This window comes from Acuticoccus yangtzensis (assembly GCF_001927245.1).
In the GTDB taxonomy this organism is placed as follows: domain Bacteria; phylum Pseudomonadota; class Alphaproteobacteria; order Rhizobiales; family Amorphaceae; genus Acuticoccus; species Acuticoccus yangtzensis.
The window spans coordinates 1,302,292-1,322,601 of sequence record NZ_MJUX01000001.1; the positions used below are offsets into that span (position 1 = coordinate 1,302,292).

21 protein-coding genes are annotated in these 20,310 nt (G+C 69.3%); 11 read left to right on the top strand and 10 right to left on the bottom strand.

The features are described 5' to 3' along the window. Positions 1 to 43: 43 nt before the first annotated feature. Together moaA and BIX52_RS05830 are read left to right on the top strand one after the other, a co-directional pair. Positions 44 to 1,045 carry a GTP 3',8-cyclase MoaA gene (moaA, locus tag BIX52_RS05825; RefSeq protein WP_075219955.1) on the top strand — a complete coding sequence of 334 codons (1,002 nt, stop codon included), beginning with the start codon at positions 44 to 46 and terminating at the stop codon, positions 1,043 to 1,045. 151 nt (positions 1,046 to 1,196) lie between these two features. After that, positions 1,197 to 2,669: a multidrug effflux MFS transporter gene (locus tag BIX52_RS05830; protein WP_083660029.1), complete on the top strand. Its 1,473-nt coding sequence runs from the start codon at positions 1,197 to 1,199 to the stop codon at positions 2,667 to 2,669. Positions 2,670 to 2,687: 18 nt separating this feature from the next. Here BIX52_RS05830 and BIX52_RS24055 read toward each other — a convergent pair whose 3' ends face one another. Then, entirely contained in the window at positions 2,688 to 3,941 is a 1,254-nt protein-coding gene (locus BIX52_RS24055) for an Mrp/NBP35 family ATP-binding protein (RefSeq protein WP_075219956.1), read from the bottom strand. Between the two features lie 217 nt (positions 3,942 to 4,158). On the opposite strand from BIX52_RS24055, the gene BIX52_RS05840 reads away from it, so the two are divergent. The 3 genes from BIX52_RS05840 (at position 4,159) to BIX52_RS05850 (ending at position 6,765) form a co-directional block, all read left to right on the top strand. After that, complete coding sequence (locus tag BIX52_RS05840) at positions 4,159 to 4,932, top strand: NAD kinase (RefSeq protein WP_075219957.1); 774 nt, start codon at positions 4,159 to 4,161, stop codon at positions 4,930 to 4,932. Positions 4,933 to 5,157: 225 nt separating this feature from the next. Beyond that, positions 5,158 to 5,898 carry an SDR family NAD(P)-dependent oxidoreductase gene (locus BIX52_RS05845; RefSeq protein WP_075219958.1) on the top strand — a complete coding sequence of 247 codons (741 nt, stop codon included), beginning with the start codon at positions 5,158 to 5,160 and terminating at the stop codon, positions 5,896 to 5,898. Positions 5,899 to 5,925: 27 nt separating this feature from the next. Continuing rightward, complete coding sequence (locus BIX52_RS05850) at positions 5,926 to 6,765, top strand: fumarylacetoacetate hydrolase family protein (protein WP_075219959.1); 840 nt, start codon at positions 5,926 to 5,928, stop codon at positions 6,763 to 6,765. Positions 6,766 to 6,858: 93 nt separating this feature from the next. Here BIX52_RS05850 and BIX52_RS05855 read toward each other — a convergent pair whose 3' ends face one another. The 3 genes from BIX52_RS05855 to BIX52_RS22770 form a co-directional block, all read right to left on the bottom strand. After that, positions 6,859 to 8,421, bottom strand: a complete 1,563-nt coding sequence (locus BIX52_RS05855) for an OmpA family protein (RefSeq protein ID WP_139312717.1) — start codon at positions 8,419 to 8,421, stop codon at positions 6,859 to 6,861. A gap of 145 nt (positions 8,422 to 8,566) precedes the next feature. Beyond that, positions 8,567 to 10,051 (bottom strand): glycerol kinase GlpK, encoded by a 1,485-nt coding sequence (glpK, locus tag BIX52_RS05860; protein ID WP_075219961.1) that lies wholly within the window; start codon positions 10,049 to 10,051, stop codon positions 8,567 to 8,569. Positions 10,052 to 10,165: 114 nt separating this feature from the next. Continuing rightward, the gene (locus tag BIX52_RS22770; RefSeq protein ID WP_205647700.1) at positions 10,166 to 10,516 is read right to left on the bottom strand and encodes a c-type cytochrome; all 351 of its coding nucleotides are present in this window, start codon (positions 10,514 to 10,516) and stop codon (positions 10,166 to 10,168) included. Between the two features lie 110 nt (positions 10,517 to 10,626). Here BIX52_RS22770 and BIX52_RS05870 point away from each other — a divergent pair, with 110 nt between their 5' ends. Then, on the top strand, positions 10,627 to 11,241 hold the full coding sequence (locus tag BIX52_RS05870; protein WP_075219963.1) for an HAD family hydrolase: 615 nt from the start codon (positions 10,627 to 10,629) through the stop codon (positions 11,239 to 11,241). A gap of 103 nt (positions 11,242 to 11,344) precedes the next feature. Further along, a complete protein-coding gene (gene yghX, locus BIX52_RS05875; protein ID WP_075219964.1) occupies positions 11,345 to 12,253 on the top strand; it encodes a YghX family hydrolase in 909 nt (302 codons plus the stop codon). 10 nt (positions 12,254 to 12,263) lie between these two features. Here the strand turns inward: yghX and BIX52_RS05880 are convergent, their stop codons facing one another. After that, on the bottom strand, positions 12,264 to 12,968 hold the full coding sequence (locus BIX52_RS05880) for an SOS response-associated peptidase (RefSeq protein WP_075219965.1): 705 nt from the start codon (positions 12,966 to 12,968) through the stop codon (positions 12,264 to 12,266). 25 nt (positions 12,969 to 12,993) lie between these two features. Further along, positions 12,994 to 13,644, bottom strand: a complete 651-nt coding sequence (locus BIX52_RS05885; RefSeq protein ID WP_075219966.1) for a LysE family translocator — start codon at positions 13,642 to 13,644, stop codon at positions 12,994 to 12,996. 157 nt (positions 13,645 to 13,801) lie between these two features. Between BIX52_RS05885 and BIX52_RS05890 the strand changes: the two genes are divergently transcribed. From BIX52_RS05890 to BIX52_RS05900, 3 genes are read left to right on the top strand one after another with little or no spacing between them, the layout of a single operon-like run. Further along, positions 13,802 to 14,527 (top strand): hypothetical protein, encoded by a 726-nt coding sequence (locus BIX52_RS05890; RefSeq protein ID WP_075219967.1) that lies wholly within the window; start codon positions 13,802 to 13,804, stop codon positions 14,525 to 14,527. A 10-nt stretch (positions 14,528 to 14,537) separates the two neighbouring features. Next, positions 14,538 to 15,371: a CAF17-like 4Fe-4S cluster assembly/insertion protein YgfZ gene (gene ygfZ / locus BIX52_RS05895; protein ID WP_075219968.1), complete on the top strand. Its 834-nt coding sequence runs from the start codon at positions 14,538 to 14,540 to the stop codon at positions 15,369 to 15,371. A 47-nt stretch (positions 15,372 to 15,418) separates the two neighbouring features. Further along, positions 15,419 to 15,994: a YfbR-like 5'-deoxynucleotidase gene (locus BIX52_RS05900; protein WP_075219969.1), complete on the top strand. Its 576-nt coding sequence runs from the start codon at positions 15,419 to 15,421 to the stop codon at positions 15,992 to 15,994. Between the two features lie 39 nt (positions 15,995 to 16,033). Here BIX52_RS05900 and BIX52_RS05905 read toward each other — a convergent pair whose 3' ends face one another. After that, positions 16,034 to 16,483 (bottom strand): MarR family winged helix-turn-helix transcriptional regulator, encoded by a 450-nt coding sequence (locus tag BIX52_RS05905; protein ID WP_157956201.1) that lies wholly within the window; start codon positions 16,481 to 16,483, stop codon positions 16,034 to 16,036. Positions 16,484 to 16,607: 124 nt separating this feature from the next. Between BIX52_RS05905 and BIX52_RS05910 the strand changes: the two genes are divergently transcribed. Continuing rightward, a complete protein-coding gene (locus tag BIX52_RS05910; RefSeq protein ID WP_157956202.1) occupies positions 16,608 to 17,063 on the top strand; it encodes a PaaI family thioesterase in 456 nt (151 codons plus the stop codon). Between the two features lie 28 nt (positions 17,064 to 17,091). On the opposite strand, the gene BIX52_RS05915 is transcribed toward BIX52_RS05910, so the two are convergent. The 3 genes from BIX52_RS05915 to dps form a co-directional block, all read right to left on the bottom strand. Then, complete coding sequence (locus BIX52_RS05915; RefSeq protein ID WP_075219972.1) at positions 17,092 to 18,297, bottom strand: MFS transporter; 1,206 nt, start codon at positions 18,295 to 18,297, stop codon at positions 17,092 to 17,094. A gap of 169 nt (positions 18,298 to 18,466) precedes the next feature. After that, on the bottom strand, positions 18,467 to 19,501 hold the full coding sequence (locus BIX52_RS05920; RefSeq protein WP_139312718.1) for a cell wall hydrolase: 1,035 nt from the start codon (positions 19,499 to 19,501) through the stop codon (positions 18,467 to 18,469). 312 nt (positions 19,502 to 19,813) lie between these two features. After that, on the bottom strand, positions 19,814 to 20,305 hold the full coding sequence (gene dps, locus BIX52_RS05925; protein ID WP_075220213.1) for a DNA starvation/stationary phase protection protein Dps: 492 nt from the start codon (positions 20,303 to 20,305) through the stop codon (positions 19,814 to 19,816). Positions 20,306 to 20,310: the final 5 nt, after the last annotated feature.

Below are 20,310 nucleotides of genomic sequence, written 5' to 3' on the forward strand. Positions count from 1 at the left end.
CCCGGAACCGATATAGAGCGTTAAGCGACGCAAGAGGAATTGTATGACGGCACAATTGGAGGACACGTTTGGGCGGCGCGTGACCTACCTGCGCATCTCGGTCACGGACCGGTGCGATTTCCGGTGCGTCTACTGCATGGCCGAGAATATGCAGTTCCTCCCCAAGCGCGAGCTGTTGACGCTGGAGGAGCTGGACCGCGTGTCCACCGCCTTCGTACGGCGCGGCGTGCGCAAATTGCGCATCACGGGCGGCGAACCGCTCGTCCGGCGCAACATCATGAGCCTGTTCCGCAACCTGTCGCGTCATCTCAAGTCTGGCGCGCTGGACGAGTTGACCCTCACCACCAACGGCTCGCAGCTCGCCAAATATGCGACCGAGCTTGCCGACTGCGGGGTGAAGCGCGTCAACGTCTCGCTGGATACGCTGGATGCGGACAATTTCCGCACCATCACGCGCTGGGGCCGGCTGGACCAGGTGATGCAGGGGATCGACGCCGCCAAGGCCGCCGGCCTGAAGGTGAAGATCAACATGGTCGCGCTGAAGGACGCCAACGAGGACGAGATCGTCCCGATGATGCGCTTCTGCCACGAGAACGGTCACGATCTGACCCTGATCGAGACGATGCCGCTGGGTGAGATCGAGGCGGACCGGACCGACCAATATCTGCCGCTGTCCGAGGTGCGCCGTCGCCTCGCTGAAGAGTTCACCCTCACCCCGCTGATGGACCGCACCGGCGGCCCGGCCCGCTACATGCGCGTCGAGGAGACGGGCGGGCGGATCGGCTTCATCACGCCGCTGACGCATAATTTCTGCGAGAGCTGCAACCGCGTCCGGCTGACCTGCACGGGAACGCTCTTCCTGTGCCTCGGCCAGGATCACGCTGTGGACCTGCGCGAGCCGATGCGCCAGTCCGAAGGCGACGAGGCGCTGGACCGTGCGATCGACCACGGCATGCTGATCAAGCCGAAGGGCCACGACTTCGTGATCGAGCGGCGCAATGCCCGCCCGGCCGTCGCGCGCCATATGTCGACCACGGGCGGCTGACCCGCCGCGCGCCGCCCTCGTTCGAGGTCGCCCGGCGCCATTCCTGAAGTCACGGCCGCACGCGGTGGGAGCGCCCGCCGCTGCGGCCGTCCTGTGTCAACGCTCTGGCGGGCCGCCTGGTGTCACCGCCGCCCGCCTGGAAGGACTCGCCGTGCCCGATCATGATCGCGCCCCCGCACACCCCGGCGCGGAGGACGACTTTGGCCCGGCGGGCCTTTCCGTAACCTCAGGCGACACGGGCCAGGACGACACGCCGACGCCGACCGCGGCACGCAGGGGCACGGCGAAGGTGGCCGCCGGAGAAGCCCCCTGCCCGACCGGCGCGGCCGCCGCCCTGTCCATCGCACCCGCACCCACCTCCGCCGCACCGGCGCCCACCTCCGCCGCGCTCGCCCGGCTGGCCCGCGCACCGCGCTATTTCTCGGCCGCGATCGCCCGCCATCCGGCGCCGCTCTGGCTCCTCATCGCGATGAGCTGCGTGCAGCCGGTCTCGCTCAACATGTACCTGCCGGCGATGGTCGCGATGCAGGTCGACCTCGGCACCACGCAGGCCGCCATCTCGGCCAGCCTCTCGGCCTATCTCATCGCCACCGCCGTCGCGACGCTCGTCGTCGGCGCCCTGTCCGACATGCTGGGACGCCGTCCCGTGCTCGTCGCCGGACTTTCGCTCTACACGGTGGGGAGCGCCATCTGTGCGGCCGCGCCGACGGTGGAGGTGCTGATCGGCGGCCGGCTTCTCCAGGCTGTCGGCGGCTGCGCGGGCCTTGCATTGTCGCGCGCCATCGTGCGCGACTTGCATTCGGCCCGCAGCGCCGCGTCTGCCCTTGCCTACGTCACCATGGGCATGGCCGTCGCGCCGATGATCGCCCCCAGCGTCGGCGGCGTCCTGTCGGAGGCGATGGGCTGGCGCTCGATCTTCGTGCTGATGACGGCCGTCGGCGCGGCGGTCACCACGGCCACCGTGCTGCGTCTGGGCGAAACTCACCCGCCGTCAGGCGGCGCAGGCGGTTTCGCCCGCATGCGGCGCGAGGCGATGGAACTCTTCGGCGTGCGCACCTTCTGGCTCTACGTCGCCACCCTGTCCTTCATCTCGACCAGCTTCTTCGCATTCGTCGCCGGATCGTCCTTCGTCTCCGAATCGGTGCTCCACCTGACGCCTTCGGTCTACGGGCTCTATTTCATCTGCGTCGCCGCCGGGTACATCTGCGGCAACTTCATCACCGGACGCTTCGTCGAGAAGATCGGCATCGTGATGATGATCCGCTGCGGCACGGTGTTGACGCTGTCCGGCATCATGATCGCGATCTTCGCCGAGCTGATGGGCGTCGTTCACCCGGTGACCTTCTTCGGGCCGATCGCGCTGGTGGGGATGGGCAACGGCTTCACCCTGCCCAATTCCATCGCCGGTGCGGTCAGCGTGCGCCCGCACCTCGCCGGGACCGCGTCGGGCCTCGCCGGGTCGATCCAGATGGGCGCGGGCGCCATCGTGGCCATTCTCGTCGGCACCCTGTGCGACATCGACCCGTGGCCCGGAACGCTGTGGCCTGTCCTCATCCCGATGATGGTCGGTGCGGCCATCGCGGTCGCCTTCAGCATGACGCTGAGGCGCGGTGCGGTGACCTGATCCGTGCGGTCCTGAGGCTCAGCTTTCGAACACGATGTCGGGGAAGGGCCGCTCGGCCGCCCCTTCCAGAACGCCGGCAAGGTCGGCCGCGATCGCCGCATAGGCCCGCCCTTCCGCGCTTGCCGTGTCCAGCGCGACGGGGCGGCCGGTGTCCGAGGCGTCGCGGATCGCGCGGGTCAGCGGGATGCGGCCGAGGAAGGGCACACCTTCCGCCGCGGCCTCGCGCTCGCCGCCGCCGTGGCCGAAAATGTCCGTCTCGCCGCCGCAGTGGGGGCAGATGAAGGTGGCCATGTTCTCCACCATGCCGAGGATCGGCACCTTCACGGCGGCGAACATGTTGGTGGCCTTGCGTACGTCGATGAGGGCGAGGTCCTGCGGCGTCGTCACCACGACGGCCCCCGTCAGCGCCACGCGCTGGGCGAGGGAGAGCTGGATGTCGCCCGTCCCCGGCGGCATGTCGATGAGGAGCGCGTCGAGCTCGCCCCACGTGGTGTCGCGCACGAGCTGCATCAGCGCGCCGGACACCATCGGCCCGCGCCACACCACCGCCTTCGCCGGGTCCACCATGAAGCCGATGGACATCACCTTCACCCCGTGCGCGTCGAGCGGGACGAAGCCGCCTTTGGGGCGGTAATCCTCGGCGCCGAAGAGGAGCGGGACGGAAGGGCCGAAGATGTCCGCATCCACCAGGCCGACGCGCCAGCCGAGACCGGCCAGAGCCACGGCGAGGTTGGCCGACACGGTGGACTTGCCGACGCCGCCCTTGCCCGAGCCGACGGCGATGATGCGCTTCACCTGCGCCAGATTGTCCGGCTTTTCGCCGCTCTGCGCCGGTGCGGCCGCGGCCGGGCGCTGCGGCGCCGCCGGGCGCTGCGGGGCTGCGGGCGGCGCGGCGGCCGGTGGTGCGGGGGCTGCGGTGGACGCTGTGGTGGGCGCTTTCGTGGACTTGGCCCCGCCGACGAGGCGCCGCGCCTTGGCGAGAAGGCCGCCCGCCTCGGACCCGGCCTCCGCCGCCGCCGCCTCCGCCGTGTGACCGTCACGTTCCGACAGGATCGCCGCCAGCACGTCGCTCACGCCGTCCATCGCCCTCAGCGCCGCCTCGGCCGCGGCGCGCGCCCCCTCCAGTCCTGCCGGGTCCGGGCCCGCCAGCGCAAAGCCGACACGCCCTTCCTTCACCACCAGCGACCGCACCCGCCCTTTGGTGACGATGTCGCCGCCCTCGGGGTCCGGCACGGTGGCGAGCACCGCCAGCACATCCTCGCGTGACACCATACCTCAGCTCCCTCTTGCCTCTGCGCCGGCCGGTATCATCCGGCGGCCTGCCGCGTCGTCGGCCGCCGGTCTGCCCCGGCCGCCCGCGCCCCGTCCATCATTCCCGTCGTCTCGGCGGTCAACCATGGTTGACGCGGGCGCCTCAGCCGTGATGATGCCCGTCCGTCCAACCGACCATCCCACACAGATCCGATCCGCCGCCCGTGACTGTCCAACCGTGACCCTTCGCCTGGAGCGTTTCGCCTTCGTCGCCGCAGAGACGACGGAGGCGCGGGCCGCCGCCCATGCCCTCACCGACCGCTACGGCGCCCACGAGCCGGACGAGGCCGACGTCATCATCGCCCTCGGCGGGGACGGGCTGATGCTGTCCTGCCTGCACCGCTTCATGTCCACCGGCAAGCCCACCTTCGGGATGAATCGCGGCTCCGTCGGCTTCCTCATGAACGATTTCGCCGTCGAGCGGCTGCCCGAGCGCATCGCCGCCGCGGAGATGACGACGATCCGCCCGCTTGCCATGCGCGCCACCAACATCCGCGACGAGGTGTTCGAGGCGCGGGCGATCAACGAGGTGTCGATCCTGCGGCAGACCTACCAGGCCGCCAAGCTCGCCATCCACATCGACGGACGGCCGCGCCTGCGCGAGCTGATCTGCGACGGCGTCCTGGTCGCCACCCCGGCCGGGTCGACCGCCTACAACCTGTCCGCCCACGGGCCGATCCTGCCCATCAATGCGCAGCTTCTGGCGCTGACGCCGATTTCCGCCTTCCGCCCGCGGCGCTGGCGCGGCGCGCTGCTGCCGTCCCACGTCACCGTGACGATCGAGGCGCTGGAGCAGACCAAACGCCCCATCGCCGCCGCGGCCGACCACGTCGAGATCCGCCAGGTGGCGCGGGTGGAGGTGCGCGAGGACACGGCCGCCTCGTGCATCATCATGTTCGACCCCGACCATTCGTGGGACGAGCGCATCCTTGCCGAACAATTCATGTACTGAGGCCCGGAGGCGATGCGGCGCGGCGCGGCCCGCCTCCACCCGCTCCGGCTTGCCGTGGAGCGAGAGGGGCCACCCCATAAGCCGGCGCGGCGAACCCATACCCGAGAATGGGAAAGTTCATATTTCTTCGCTCGATAACCCTCGATTTGGCGTAACACTTTCGCCAAGCCTCGATTGCGACAGGCCCCGACCACAACAGCGCGACAGAACGCCAGGAGACGCCCCATGAACCACATCGACCTCGAAGGACGCGTCGCCGCGGTGACCGGCGGCGCGCAGGGGATCGGCCTTGCCGTGGCCAAGCGCCTCGCCGCCGGCGGTGCGAAAGTCTCCATTTGGGACCGTGACGCCGCGCTCGGCGAAGCCACCGCCGCCGAACACGGCTTCGACTTCCGCGCCCTCGACCAGACCGACGAGGCCGCCGTCTCCGCCACCGTGAAGGCGGTGGAGAGCGATCTCGGCGCGATCGACATCCTCATCGCCTGCGCCGGTGTCGCCGGGGCCAACGCCCCGGTGAAGGACTACGAGCCGGCCGAATGGCGCATGATCATCGACATCAACCTGAACGGCGTCTTCTACCTCAACCGCGCCGTGGTGCCGGGGATGATCGCGCGCGGCTACGGGCGCATCGTCAACGTCGCGTCGATCGCCGGCAAGGAAGGCAACCCCAACGCATCCGCCTACTCGGCCTCCAAAGCCGCGGTGATCGCGCTGACGAAGTCGCTCGGCAAGGAGTGTGCGGGCTACGACATCGCCGTCAACTGCGTGACCCCCGCCGCGGCACGCACGCGCATCTTCGACCAGATGAGCCAGGAGCACATCGACTACATGCTCTCCAAGATCCCGCGGAACCGCTTCCTCGAGGTCGACGAAGCGGCCGCGATGATCGCCTGGCTGTCCTCGGCGGAGAACTCCTTCACCACCGGCGCGGTTTTCGACATCTCCGGCGGCCGCGCCACCTACTGACCCCCAACCCGAGACGGAAACGACCCCATGAAACTCCTGCGCATCGGCGCTCCGGGCCAAGAGAAGCCCGCCATTCTGGACGCCGACGGCACCGCCCGCGACCTCTCCGGCATCGTCCCCGACATCGCCGGTGACGTCCTGACCCCCGAAGGCCTCGCCAAGATCGCCGCCGTCGACCCGTCGACCCTGCCGGCGATCGACGGACGCATCGGCCCCTGCGTCGCGGGTGTGGGCAAGTTCATCTGCATCGGCCTCAACTACGCCGACCACGCCGCCGAAAGCGGCATGGCCGTGCCGGAAGAGCCGATCATGTTCTTCAAGGCCAACTCCGCCATCGTCGGCCCGAACGACGACGTTCTGGTCCCGCGCGGCTCGGACAAGTGCGATTGGGAAGTCGAGCTCGGCGTCGTCATCGGCAAGGGCGGCAGCTACATCGCCCCCGAGGACGCGATGAGCCACGTCGCCGGCTACTGCGTCATCAACGACGTGTCGGAGCGTACCTTCCAGCTCGCCCGCGGCGGGCAGTGGGTGAAGGGCAAGTCCGCCGACACCTTCGGTCCGATCGGTCCGTGGCTCGTCACCGCCGACGAGGTTCCCGACCCGCAGAAGCTGAAGTTGTGGCTGGAGGTCGACGGCAAGCGCTACCAGGACGGGACGACCGAGACGATGGTCTTCGGCGTCGCCCATCTCGTCCATTACATCTCGCAGTTCATGTCGCTTCAGCCGGGCGACGTGATCTCGACCGGCACGCCTCCGGGTGTCGGCATGGGCATCAAGCCCGAGCCCGTCTTCCTCAAGGGCGGCGAGACGATGCGCCTCGGCATCGAAGGCCTCGGCGAGCAGACCCAGAAGGTCGGCAACGCCTGAGCCCGGCCGCGGGCGCAGCGCCTGCGAAACGTTGGGCGCGAGGGGATTTCCCCTCGCGCTCCCTCTGAAGCCCGGCCCCTTTGCAGCGGGCCGTCAGCGGATGGCGCCGCCCAGCGACGCGACCAGCGTCGGCTCGGCCTCCTGCGACAGAAGCGGCGTCAGGCGGCGCACCACGACCCGGCGATTGCGCCTCTCTGCACCGGCCGTCTCCACCGCGAGAGCGCCTGCCCCGTAGCCTTGGGTGACGAGGTTTTCCGGCGGGATCTCGAACGCCTCGGTGAGGAGGGTGGCGACGGTCTCGGCGCGGCGGTCGCTGAGGAGCATGTTGGCGACGGGATCGCCCTGCGCGTCGGTATGCCCTTCGATGAGGAAGACCTCGGCCGGGTTGCGGGCGATCGCCGCCGCCAGCGCCGCCCCCAGCACCTCCAGCGAGAAGATCTCGTTGTCGAGCACTTCCGCCGAATCGGTGTCGAAATGGACCCCTTCCAGCTCGACGCGGGGCATCAGATCGCGCACGCCCCGATTGAACAGCACCTGGTCCAGCGTGAAGACGCGGCCGAGAGGGGCGATCGGCTCGGCCGTCACCGCGGCGAAGAGCCGGTTCATGGACGCGGTGTCGCCGGCCAGCGCAGCAGCGGCGACGCGGCCCGCGGGCGGGGCGAGGTTCGGCACCTCGAGCGCGGCATCCCCCGGCCACCAGCGCGGCAGGTTGTTGAAGAAGGTGATCGCCTCGCCCTCGGCGGTGATCGCCATGCGGCTGACCAGCGCGCCTGACGGATCGCGCAGGGTGGAGACGACCGTGCCGTCGGCGCGGCGCGTTCGCGTCTCGCGCCAGAGGTTGGCATATTCGAAGGTGTCGAATGTGTCGGCGCGCCAGCGGAAGCGCCCGTCGCCCACGTCCTGGACGATGCGGGTCTCGCCGTTGCTGCGCGTGCTGCGGGTGGGGCTCCCCTCGGCGGGCTCGTTGCGCCAGAAGGCGAGCGGGCCGAGGCCGCCGGGAGGGCCGCTTCTCTGCTCGTCCTCCCAGGCGCGTTGAGCCCGCTCGCGCATGGCGGCCCCCTGCCCGTCCGCGGCGGTGCGCTGGTCGGCGCTGGCGGCCATCAGCGCATCGCGGGTGGGGCTGTGCCGCTTCACGCGAGAGGCCGCACGGCGGTCGTCGCTCGCGGTCCACGTGTCGGAGGTGACGAGCCGCGCGCGGCCCGCCGGGCGCCCTGTCGAGAGCCTGGCGGTACCGACCCCGGTGCCGACCTCTCCCGTGACCCCGTCCCCCGTGACGCCCTGCCCTGTGACGCCCTGCCCCGTGCCCCCGTGCGCCGCATAGGCGGTCGCCGGCGCATCCACGCTGCCGGTGAGGTTTCCCTCGGCGCGCCACGGAGCGCGGCTCTTCTGCTGGCTGGTGCGGGCGGCCTCTTGCTGCGCCCGGCGCGCGGCCTCCTGCTGTTTCTCGATCTCGCGGCGCTTCTTCTCCTGGGCGCGGCGCTGCGCGTCCAATTCCTTCTGGCGGCGGGCGCGAGGGTCGTCGGCGAACTGCACCACCAGGGCGGCGGACGGGAGGCCGAGCACCGGAACGGGAATGCTCCGCGCGAACGCCCCCGCGGCGCCGGGATTTAGGAGGAACGCGGCCACCGCAAGAACGACCAGTCGGAACACTTGCACGAAACACCTCACACGATCTGCGCCCCCATTGGAGCGCATCTCGCTTGGCGCGGGCTGGCCCCGTCCCCGCCGCGGCAACGGGGTTCGGCCGGGACGCAGCGGCTCCGAGCCCGGTGCCGCGGCGTTCCGGCTCTTCGCGGAAGGCTCAGCGGTGGGTCAGCGTTCGCGAGACGGCATCGCGCCACAGGCCGATGAGGCGGCTGCGGTCCGCCTCGGCCATCGCCGGCTCGAACCGGCGGTCGCGCTGCCAGCTCTCGGCGAACCCTTCCATGCCCGGCCACACCCCGGCGTGCATGCCGGCGAGCCACGCCGCGCCGAGCGCCGTCGTCTCGTTGATGGACGGCCGGTCGACCGGCGCGCCGAGCACGTCCGACAGGCACTGCATCGCCCAGTCCGAGGCGACCATCCCGCCGTCGACCCGAAGAACCGTGTCCGCCGCACCGGCCCAGTCCTTGTGCATCGCCTGGATGAGGTCGTGCGTCTGCAGCGCCACGCTCTCCAGCGCCGCCTTGGCGAGTTCAGCCGGGCCGGTGGAGCGGGTGATGCCGAAGATCGCCCCGCGTGCCTCAGCGTCCCAATGCGGCGCACCGAGGCCGACGAAGGCCGGCACGAGAATGACGTCCTGATTGGGGTCCGCCCGCGCCGCCAGCTCGCCCGACTGCGCCGCGTGTTCGATGATGCCGAGCCCGTCCCGCAGCCACTGCACCGCCGCCCCGGCAACGAAGATCGCCCCCTCCAGCGCGTAGGTGGTGACGCCGCCCAGGCGGTACGCCACCGTCGTCAGAAGCCGGTTGTCGGAGGTGACGCGGTCCGTACCGGTGTTGATGAGGGCGAAACAGCCGGTGCCGTAGGTGGACTTCACCATGCCCGGCTTGAAGCAGGCGTTGCCCATCACCGCCGCCTGCTGGTCGCCCGCAACGCCGTACACCGGCACCGCCGCGCCGAAGAGGTCCGGCCGCGTGGTGCCGTAGTCGGCGGCGTTGTCGCGCACCTCGGCGAGCATTCCCATCGGCACGCCGAGTAGGCGGCACAGGTCCTCGTCCCAGCGGCCGGCGCCGATGTCGTAGAGGAGCGTGCGGGACGCGTTGGTGACGTCGGTCGCGAAGTGCCCGGTCAGGCGGGCGATGAGGAAGGTGTCGATGGTGCCGAAGACCACCTCCCCCGCCTCGGCCCGCGCGCGCAGCCCCTCCACATTGTCGAGAAGCCAGGCGAGCTTGGTGCCGGAAAAGTAGGGGTCCAGCAGAAGGCCGGTCTTTTCGGCGACCATCGCTTCCACACCTTCCGCGCGCAGTTCGGCGCAGCGGTCGGCGGTGCGGCGGTCCTGCCAGACGATGGCCTTGTGGACCGGCTTGCCCGTCGCCCGCTCCCACACCGCCACCGTCTCGCGCTGGTTGGTGATGCCGATGGCGGCGAGGTCGGCCGCCTCCAACTTGGCCTCCGCCAGCGCGGCTTTGATGGTGGCGAGGGTGGTGGCCCAGATCTCCTCGAGGTCGTGCTCCACCCAGCCGGACCGCGGGAAATGCTGCGTGAACTCCTGCTGGCCGATGCCGATGATCCCGCGCGTGGCCGAGAAGACGATGGCGCGCGTGGAGGTGGTGCCCTGGTCGATGGCGAGGATGGGGGCGGTCATATCGCTTCTTATGGTTGGCCCTTGGGTGGCGTCACGCTGTCCCGAACCCCAACCGCATGTCAAACGGCCACGAACGAAAACGAGTCGCAAGTGTCTCGCCGTGACCGGACCGCGCTACTTTCCGGCGGTGGTGAGCATGTAGGCCTCCAGCGCCTTCAGATCAGCGTTGGAGGCGGGGAATTCGGGCATCACCGGGTGCGGGGCGAGGATGGCCTTGGCGAGCATCGTGACATCGAACCCCGGCCGGGCGACGATCGCGGCGAAGGACGGGGGTCCGGCCACCGCCGATGCCTGCCCCGGCAGGCCCGTGGCGTGGCAGCGGGCGCACCATGCCGACGCCAGCTCGGCGCCCCGCGCGGCCCGCGGGTCCTGCGACGCGGCTGCCGCGCTCGGCTCCTGCGCGAAAGCGGGCGTTGCGGCCACAGCCAGCAGCAGCGCCGCGGCACGCACGGGTGACATTCGCATAAATCCCTCCTGTTTTCCGGCCGAGGGTGGCATGGCTCGCGGCGGCGCACTTTGATCGACGTCACCGCGCGGGCGAGGCGCCCTCCCCACCATCCGACACGAGGCGGACCATGGCACCGACCCCCGAACACATCGTCTTCGACATCGGCCGCGTGCTTCTGGTGTGGGACCCCGAGCGGCCTTTCCGGCGGCTGATCCCGGATGAGGCGAAGCGGCGCTGGTTCCTCGACACCGTCTGTACCTCCGCCTGGAACGGCGAGCAGGACCGCGGGCGCCCGTGGGCCGAGGCGGAGGCGCTCCTCATCGCCGACTATCCGGACGAGGCCGACCTCATCCGCGCCTACCGCACCCACTGGGTGGAGATGGTGCCCGAGACGTTGCCGGAGACGCCCGCCATCATGGACGCGCTGATCGACGCGGGCCACGACGTCACCATGCTGACGAACTTCGCCACCGACACCTTCGCCGAGGCGCTGGCGCGGTTCCCGCTGCTGTCGCGGCCGCGCGGCGTCACCGTGTCGGGCGAGTACGGCATCATCAAGCCGGACCGGGCGATCTACGACCTGCATGTGGAGCGGTTCGGCCTGGTGCCGGAGAAGACGATCTTCTTCGACGACAGTGCCGCCAACGTCGAGGCGGCGCGGGCGGCGGGGTGGCAGGCGCACCTCTTCACCGACGCGGCGGGGATGCGGCGCGACCTTGCCGCCGCGGGCATCGCCGTGTGACGCGGCGGGGCGCGGTCACATTGGCGTGAGCGTCAATTTGACCGATCGTCATATGGCGAGGCGAGCGCCCATCCTCGGTCAAAATTTTCCAAGGAGAGGCGCCATGCAAGCCAAGGTTCCGGCCCCCGTTGCCCGCAAGACGGCGAAGGATTTCCCCCAAGAGCTCCTCGACCTCTACGACTACTATGCCCACGGCAAGCTGACGAAGCGCGAGTTCATGGACCGCGCCGCCAAGTTCGCCGTCGGCGGTGTCACCGCGGCGATGCTGCTGCGCGAACTCTCGCCCGATTACGCGCTGGCCCAGCAGGTGGCCGAGGACGACCCGGACATTTCGGCCGAGTGGATCACCTACACGTCACCGAACGGTCATGGCGAAATCAACGCCTACCTCGTCACCCCGGCGGGCTTCACCGCGCCCGGCCCGGCCGTTTTGGTGATCCACGAGAACCGCGGGCTGAACCCCTACATCCAGGACGTCGCGCGGCGGATGGCGAAGGCCGGGTTCCTGACCCTGGCGCCGGACGGGCTGACGCCGAAGGGCGGCTATCCCGGCAGCGACGACGAGGGCCGCACGCTGCAGGCGGAACTCGACACCACCAAGCTGATGAACGACTTCTTCGCCGCGTTCGAGTATCTGAATGGGCGTGAGGACACCACCAAGGTGGGTGCGGTCGGCTTCTGCTATGGCGGCGGCGTGGTGAACGCGATCGCGGTCGCCTACCCGGAGCTGGGCGCGGGCGTGCCCTTCTACGGCCGCCAGCCCGCGCCGGAGCAGGTGAGCGAGATCGAGGCGCCTCTTCTCATCCAGTATGCCGCGCTGGACGAGCGCATCAATGCCGGCTGGCCCGCCTACAAGGAGGCGCTGGACGCGGCCGGCACCACGTACGAGATGCAGATGTACGAAGGCGTGAACCACGGCTTCCACAACGACACGACGCCGCGCTACGACGCGGACGCCGCAGCGCTGGCGGAGGAGCGGACCATCGCCTTCTTCAAGGCCAACCTCGGCTAGAAGGGGACGGCTAGAACAGGCTGGGCTGCTCGTCCATGACAGGGGCCGGCTCAGGCGGCGCGGCGGGATCGGGCATGAGAAGCCCCGCCCCCTCGTTGCGCGCGTTGGAGAGCCGCACCGAGACCGGGCGCGCCGTATAGTCGCCCCTGTCGGCCCAGGCGAGCGCCTTCTGCCCGTCGTCGTTCGCGGGGTCCAGCCACTCCTCGAAACGCGGTCCGGCGACGGTCAGCGGCATCCTCGTGTGATAGTCCGCCGCGGTGCCGGTCGCCTCTGCGGTGAGGATCGCCACGGTGTCGACCTCCTCGCCGTTGGGGCCGTGCCACGTCTCGTAGACACCGGCGAGGGCGATGGGATGGCCCGCCTCGAACAGGAAGGGCACCTTGCGACCGTCCTCCCGCTTCCATTCGTAGTACCCTGTGGCGGGCAGCAGCACGCGGCGGCGGCGCAGCGCGTTGCGGAAGGCGGGCTTCTCGGCCGCCGTCTCGGCCCTCGCGTTGATGAGGAGCGGGAACTTCGCCGGATCCTTGACCCAGGACGGCATGAAGGCCCAGCGCATCAGCGTGAGTTCGCGACCGTGCGGGCCGGCGCGCACGACGTGGACCGGCTGCGTCGGCGCGATATTGTAGCGCGGCGGGAAGGGCTCGATCTCGTTCACCACCGCGAAGATCTGCCGGATCGCCTCGGGCGGCAGCGTTAGATTATATCGGCCGCACATGCCGCCCTCCCTTCGTCACCCTTTTCTAGATGACGTTGAAATAGGTGACCGACAAGCGCCCCAGGATCAGCGCCCCGAACCCCACCAGAAGCGCCCCTGCGACGACGTTGACCTTGGCAAGGGTCGACTCGTTGAGGTGAAAGCGCAGGCGGGTGACGATGGCGGCCAGACCGCACCACCAGCCGATGGTGCCGACCGCCACCCCGATGAGAAGTTGCGCGGTTCCGAGAATGTCGCCCTGCTGCGGCCCCCATTCGCCGAGGGCACCGAAATAGGCGAGGAAGCCGAAGATGGTCGCCGGATTCCACAGGGTGAGGAAAAATGTGGTGAAAGCGGTGCCGATGGGCCCTTTCTCTTTGGAGTCGCCGGGAAGGGGCTGTCCAAAACCGGGCTGGCGCCACAGGATGCGGGCGCCGAAGAGGACGACGAGGATACCGCCGACGAGCTGGATGATCCGCGAATGGCCTTCGACGAAGGCCGAGACGGTGGAGACCCCGAAGACGGCGGCGGTGGCGAAGATGAGATCGGCGACGGACGCGCCGACCCCGGCGGCGAGGCCGATCGGAAATCCGTAGCGGAATGCGCGCTGCATGATCATCACGTTGACGGGTCCGACAGGAGCCGTCACGAACACGCCGCCGAGAATGCCGAGGGCGATGAAGGCGAGTGGGTTCAAATCGGAAGGACCGTCAACACGTGTGTCATGCCTCGCGCCGAGTGCAATTGGGGAGAGGCCGTGACATGGTCGACCCAGCGATGAAAGGAGCGGATGGCTTATGCCGCGACTGCCCCGAGGCGCATTTGGCCGTCTCATCCCGCCGGTGGCAACCGCGATGCTGGCCAGTTCCGCATTTGGCCTGACGGCGGCGCTCGCCTATGCGCCGGTCGATCATGTGGCAAGCGCCCCCGAGGACATTCAGCTCCACGCCAATATCGGCCCGATCCGTCCGACGACGGGGGTCAAAGGCGGACTGCCCGACCGGCTGAAGCCGGCGACCGGAGCGCCCGATTGGAACAGCGAGGATGAGGTAGAGCAGGACCCGCATTCGGCCGACCGCGATGCAAATTTCATGCCATCGCCGTCCCGCGCCGCGGTTTCGGACATCAAATGGGGTGATTCGGACCTTCCGCCCCCTGTTCTCGCCATGCGTGACAGCTTGATCAAAGCAGCGCGCACTGGCGAGATCGACGCCCTGCGACCCATCTTCGCAGGCCAGACCCTGCCGCCCATCGTCTCCACCTACGTCGACGTCGAGGACGAGGTGGACTTCCTGCGCCACGAGTCGGGCGATGCCGAAGGGCGCGAGATCCTCGCCATCCTCCTGGAGATCCTGGAGACCGGGCACGTGCGCCTGGAGGAGGACGGAACCTATGTGTGGCCCTATTTCGCCGAGGTCCCCCTCGAGGAATTGCAACCGGAACATTATGTCGAACTCTACCGCATTCTGACATCCATCGACGTGGAGGAGATGCAGCGCATGGGCCGCTACACCTTCTTCCGCGTGGGGATCAGCGACGATGGGCGCCTGCGCTATTTCACTGCTGGCGACATCGAGTAGGAGACTCGCCTTGGCCATCGCCTTGACGGACCGATCCCTCATCCTGGTCGGCGGGCCGGACCGGCTTCACTTCCTCGACGGCCTTCTGAGCTGCCACACCGCAGACCTTGAGCCCGGCGCCCTCGTCTATGGCGCGTTGCTGACGCCGCAGGGCAAGGTGCTGACCGACCTCTTCGTCCACGCCCGCGCGGACGATGTCGTCGTCGACCTTCCCGCCGCCGTCCGTGACGACGTGTTGCGCCGCCTCACCCTCTACAAACTGCGCGCGGCGGTCACCGTGGAGCCGCTGGACGGCACCGTTCTCGTCGGCGACGATGTGCCGGGCGGCGCGCCGGACCCGCGCGCGGCGGACGGAGCGCTCGGCCTGCGCGGCATCGGCCCGGTCGAGGCCGCGGCGGACGGTCCCGCCGCCTACGACGCCGCGCGGATCGCCGCCGGTGTGCCCGACGCGGTGGTCGACTTCGAACTCGGCAACGCCTTCCCGCACGACGCCAACATGGACATCACCGGCGGCGTCGACTTCCACAAGGGCTGTTTCGTCGGCCAGGAGGTCGTCTCGCGCATGCGCCATCGCGGCACCGCGCGGCGCCGCACCGTCATCGTCACCGCCGATGCGCCGCTCCCCGCCACCGGCACCGCGCTCACCGTCGGCACGCGCGAGGTCGGCCGGCTCGGCACCGTGGCGGGCAACCGCGGCCTCGCGCTCGTGCGCATCGACAGGACGGACGGCACGGCCGAGGCGGACGGCGTCCCCGTGACGCTGACGCCGCCGCCGGGCGCATCGTTCACCTTCGCCGCCCCCGCCCCCGCCACCGTTGATGCGGACGGCGAGGCCGAGGCTTGAGCGGAACGGCGCGCGTGCGAAAGGCGCCGCCGCGGGCCTGGCAGAGGATGCTCTCGGGGCGGCGCCTCAACATCCTCGACCCCTCCCCGCTCGACATCGAGATCCGCGACATCGCGCACGGCCTCGCGCGCGTCGCCCGCTGGAACGGGCAGACGGTGGGCGAACACTCCTTCTCGGTCGCCCAGCACTCGCTTCTGGTGGACAGGATCGTCGGCCTGATCGCCCCGGCGAGCCCGGCCGACCACCTGGCCGCCCTGCTGCACGACGCGCCGGAATACGTCATCGGCGACATCATCTCGCCCTTCAAGTCCGTCATCGGCGAGGCGTACAAGACCGTCGAAGCGCGGATCGAGCATGCGATCCACCTGCGCTTCGGCATTCCCTACGACCCGGACGGGCGCTGCAAGAGGCTGATCAAGTCGGCCGACACGGTGGCGGCCTATTTCGAGGCGGTGGCGCTGGCGGGGTTCGCGCCGGACGAGGCGCGGCGCTTCTTCGGCAACCCGCAGGTGAGCGAGACCGACATCGCCGCCTATCTTGCCCCATGGCCGACGGGTAAGGCGCAGGCCGCCTTCCTCGCCCGGTTCGCAGAGGCGGAAGCCGCCTTCGCGGCGGCCGAATGAAGCTATGCCGGGCGCGCCGGGCCGGGCGCGCGTAAGACCTCAGCCGCGCTGGACGGCGGCGGCGGCCGTGGCGCACGGGGTTTCGGCGTCGGTCTCGGCGTCTGCGGCGGCTTCGAGATCGGCCAGAAGCTCGTGCAGCGTGGCGAGACGGTCCGCCCCGTAACGCTCGATCAGCATCGTCTCCGTCTCGCGCCAGGACTTGCGGGCGGCTGCCACCGTGTCGCGGCCATGATCGGTCAGGCTGAGGCGGCGCTCGCGCCGGTCGTCCCCCGGCGTGGCGGCCACGAGCTCGGCCTGGCGCATCCGCTCGACGGTGCGGGACAGGGTCGTGCGGTCCGTCCCCACCCGGTCGGCGAGCGCCGACAGCGTCAACGGCTCCTCGCGGCTGAGGGCGGACAGAACGGCATAGGTGACGATGGAGACGCCGTTCTCGGCCAATGCGCCATCGTAGATCGTGGTGATCTGGCGGGCGATCCGGCGCAGGCGCAAGCATGTGCACGGGAGAGTTTTCCCTCCCGGTGAAATACTGGCCTGCAGTGCGATATCGATCGGCTTCTCTGACATGACAACCTTATACTCGTGCGCCAGAGCGCCCACGACAAGAGGTGACACGATGACGGACGACACGAATATGACACACGGCCCGAACGGATTGGAGCGGTTGCGCGCCCTTATGGTCAATCTCGGCCATTCCGGCACGATGCTGCGCACGCTGAACATGTCTCTGGTCAGCGCCGAGGCCGATCATGTCGTCTTTCGTGGCGCTCCGACGGCAGAGCACATGAATCCCTTCGGCTCGGTCCATGGCGGCTGGGCGTCGACCATCCTCGATTCGGCGCTCGGCTGCGCCACGCAGATCGCACTCGCCCCCGGTGAGGTTTTTACCACATTGGAGCTGAAGGTGAACCTCATCCGCGCCCTGCAGCCGGACGGGCCGCCGCTGACGGCGACGGGCCGCCTCATCAATCGCGGCCGCCGCACCGCCCTCACCGAAGCGACCCTCACCGACGATGCCGGCAAGGTCTACGCTCACGGCGTGTCCACCTGCATGATCATGCAAGACGCCTGAGGCGAGGGCCCCAGGCGCTTTTCTTCCTTCAGGCGGCCGCGGGTGCGCCGGCCAGACGCGGCGAAGGCGCATCGCGGATCGGCAGGTGAACCACCGCGGCGAAGACGCCGAGGGCGATGCCGATATACCAGAGCAGATCGTAGCTCCCGGTCCGCGCATAGATGAGACCGCCCAGCCATACGCCCATGAACGAGCCGACCTGGTGCGAGAAGAAGACCAGGCCGAACAACGTCGCCATGTAGCGCGGCCCGAACATGACCGCGACGAGGCCGGAGGTGAGCGGCACGGTGGAGAGCCACAGAAGGCCCATCACCGACGAGAAGACGATGACGCTGAACGGCGTCACCGGCACCATCACGAAGACGACGATGGCGATCGAGCGCAGGGCATAGAGGATCGCCAGCGAATAGGCCTTAGAGTAGCGCTGGCCGATCGCCCCGGCCACCAGCGAGCCGACGACGTTGAAGAGGCCGATCAGCGCGATCGCCGTGCCGCCCACCGCCGGACCCATGCCGAGGTCGACGAGATAGGACGGCATGTGCGCGATGATGAAGGCGACATGGAAGCCGCAGACGAAGAAGCCGAACACGAGGAGCACGTAGCTCTTGTAGCCGATCGCCTCCTTCAAGGCTGCTCCGAGCGACTGTTGCGGCCCCGTCCGATCGACCTCCGCCTTGCCTCGCAGGGGGATAGCGAAGAGGACGACCGACAGGGCGATGGCCGCGAAGATCGTCATCGCGTTCTCCCAGCCGGTCTGGTTGATGAGGACGGCCGCCAGAGGGCCGAACAGGAACATGCCCAGCGAGCCGGCCGCGGTGCCGACACCGAAGGCCAGCGAACGCTGCGCCGGCGAGACGATGCGCCCGAAGGCGGAGATGACGAGCGTGAACGAGCAGGCCGACATGGCAAGTCCGAGCAGCAGGCCGAACATGATCGTCACGGCCGTGGCCGACTCCATGTAGACGGTGCCCGCCAAGGCGAGCGCGTACATCACGCCGCCGCACGCCAACACGCGGAAGGTGCCGTAGCGATCCGCCAACGCTCCGGCGAACGGCTGGCCGATGCCCCACAGCAGATTTTGCAACGCAAAGGCGAAGGCGAAGGTCTCGCGTCCCCATTCCCGCGCGCCGGCCATGTCCGCCTGAAACAGGCCGAAAGCGGAGCGCTCGCCAAGCGAGATCATCGCGATACCTGACCCGCAGGCCAGCACAAGGGGGAGCGAATAGCGCGACATCGTGACACCTCCGGCGGTCGACCATCCCGCTTAGACGCAACTAGTTGCCAATGCAACCATCCATTCGGGGCGTCCGTCCTCCGTGCGCGATCGCCCGGCGAAAAAGGTCGGCCACCCCCTCGCGCGTGACCGAAAACGCACGGTTTGTGCCGTCACGCGCAGGACGGCGTCAGGTCCAGCCGCCGCCGCGCGTCATGAAGAAGGTGTGGTCCCCGATCGTCTTCACCGCGCGCATCAGGTTGGCCCAGCTCGGCGAAACGCTCTTGGCGTGATAGTGCGTCGCCGCGCCGACGTCGGCCAGCCACAGCTCGCCCTTGGCGTAGCGGGTGGCGATGTCCTCGGCCACCGCCCACGCTTCAGGGTCGCGCACGACGTCGGCGATCCGGTCGCAGGCGAAGGTGAACTGGCAGCGATTATACCACTTACGGTTCTGGAACACGACGCCGCAAATGTCGTCCGGATAGGCGGGGTTCTTGACGCGGTTGATGACCACCTGCGCCACGGCCTCCTGTCCCAGCACGGGTTCGCCCCGCGACTCGAAATAGATCGCCTGCGCCAGACACTTGATCGACTCGGCGCTGGCGATCCCCTTCGGCAGCGGCCGGTCGGACCACCAATGGTCGAGCCCGTTGCCGGAGAGGCCGGGCGGCAGCACCGCCACCGGGCGCGGCGTGCGCGGATCCTTCAACAGCAGCTCGAACGGCGTCTCGATCGCCACCTGCTCGGGAAGATAGGCCGAATACATCGAGGTCAGCGCCGCTTCGGCGAGACGGGAGGACGCGGCGCGCGGCTTCGGCCTTGCGTCGCTCCGGCCGGCGTCGGACTTGGCGGCCGCGGCATCGACCTTGCGCGGCCGCACGAAGGCCACGCGCGGCAAGAGGTCGGCGCTGGCCGAAGCGAGAAGGCTTTCCACGGGCTCCACCGTCGGCCCGTGCGGCGGGGCGAGACGGGCGGTGCGGCTGTCCCCCTTGGCGGCGGGTGCGTCGGCCTCGGTGCCCGCCACCACGGCGACGAGGCCGTCCGGGAAGGCGAGGTTGGGCGACAAGGCGACGCCCGGATCGGCCGCCCGCAGCGCCGGCGCCCACGACGGTCGCCCATCGGTCAGCGAGGCGAGGACGCTCTGCTCACCCACGGCGGCCCCCGACAGGATCAGGAGACCGACGGACAGCGCCGCGTATTTCAGAGCGCGACCGGTGCCGCGCACGGCAAAGCGCAAGGACGGCAAACGCGGCGCAGGGCCGGGCACATAGATCGGACGCGTGCCGGGGACCAACCTGGCACTGCCTTCAGGAAGATCGGTGAGACGCAACGCCGGTCACTCCACACTGCCGGATGCGAACAATGCACCCGACCCGGTTTTGACCCCATTGAGGTTGCCGTATCGTAAAGTTTGCGTGATGCGCCCGCGCAACACGCTCCTGCCGCCCGAATCAGGACACGAAAAAGCCCGGCGCGCGGGCGCCGGGCTCGATTTGCCGCGCCCCAACGAGGCGCGGGCCAAATTGTCGGATGCGGCTCAGGCCGGGACCTTGTGCGCTTCCACGAACCAGCGAGCGCGGTCCGCGGTGCGGCTGATCTCGGTGAAGAGATCGGCCGTGCCCTCGTCACCCGCCTCGCTCGCCTCGTCGATCGCCTTGCGGATGTTCTCCGCATAGGCGGCCAGCGACTTGGTCACCGCCTCGACATGCTCGTCGATGGCGACGGCCTGCATCGGATACTTCGGCAGGCGCGAGGTCTGCGCGGATACGTCCACCGTACCCTCGGCCTGGCCGCCCAGGACGGCGATGCGCTCGGCCGTCAGGTCCACCTTCTCCTCGATCTGCTCGTGGAGGTCGTCCAGCAGTTCGTGAAAGCCGATGAAGTTCGGGCCCCGCGCGGTCCAGTGGGCCTGCTTCAGCTGATAGACGAGGTCGATGCCGTCGGCGAGGTTCGCCTGCAGCACACCGACCATCGCCTTGCGCGTCTGCTCGCTGATGTCGGTCGAGGTCGGAATCTTCTTGGCTTTCATCGTCG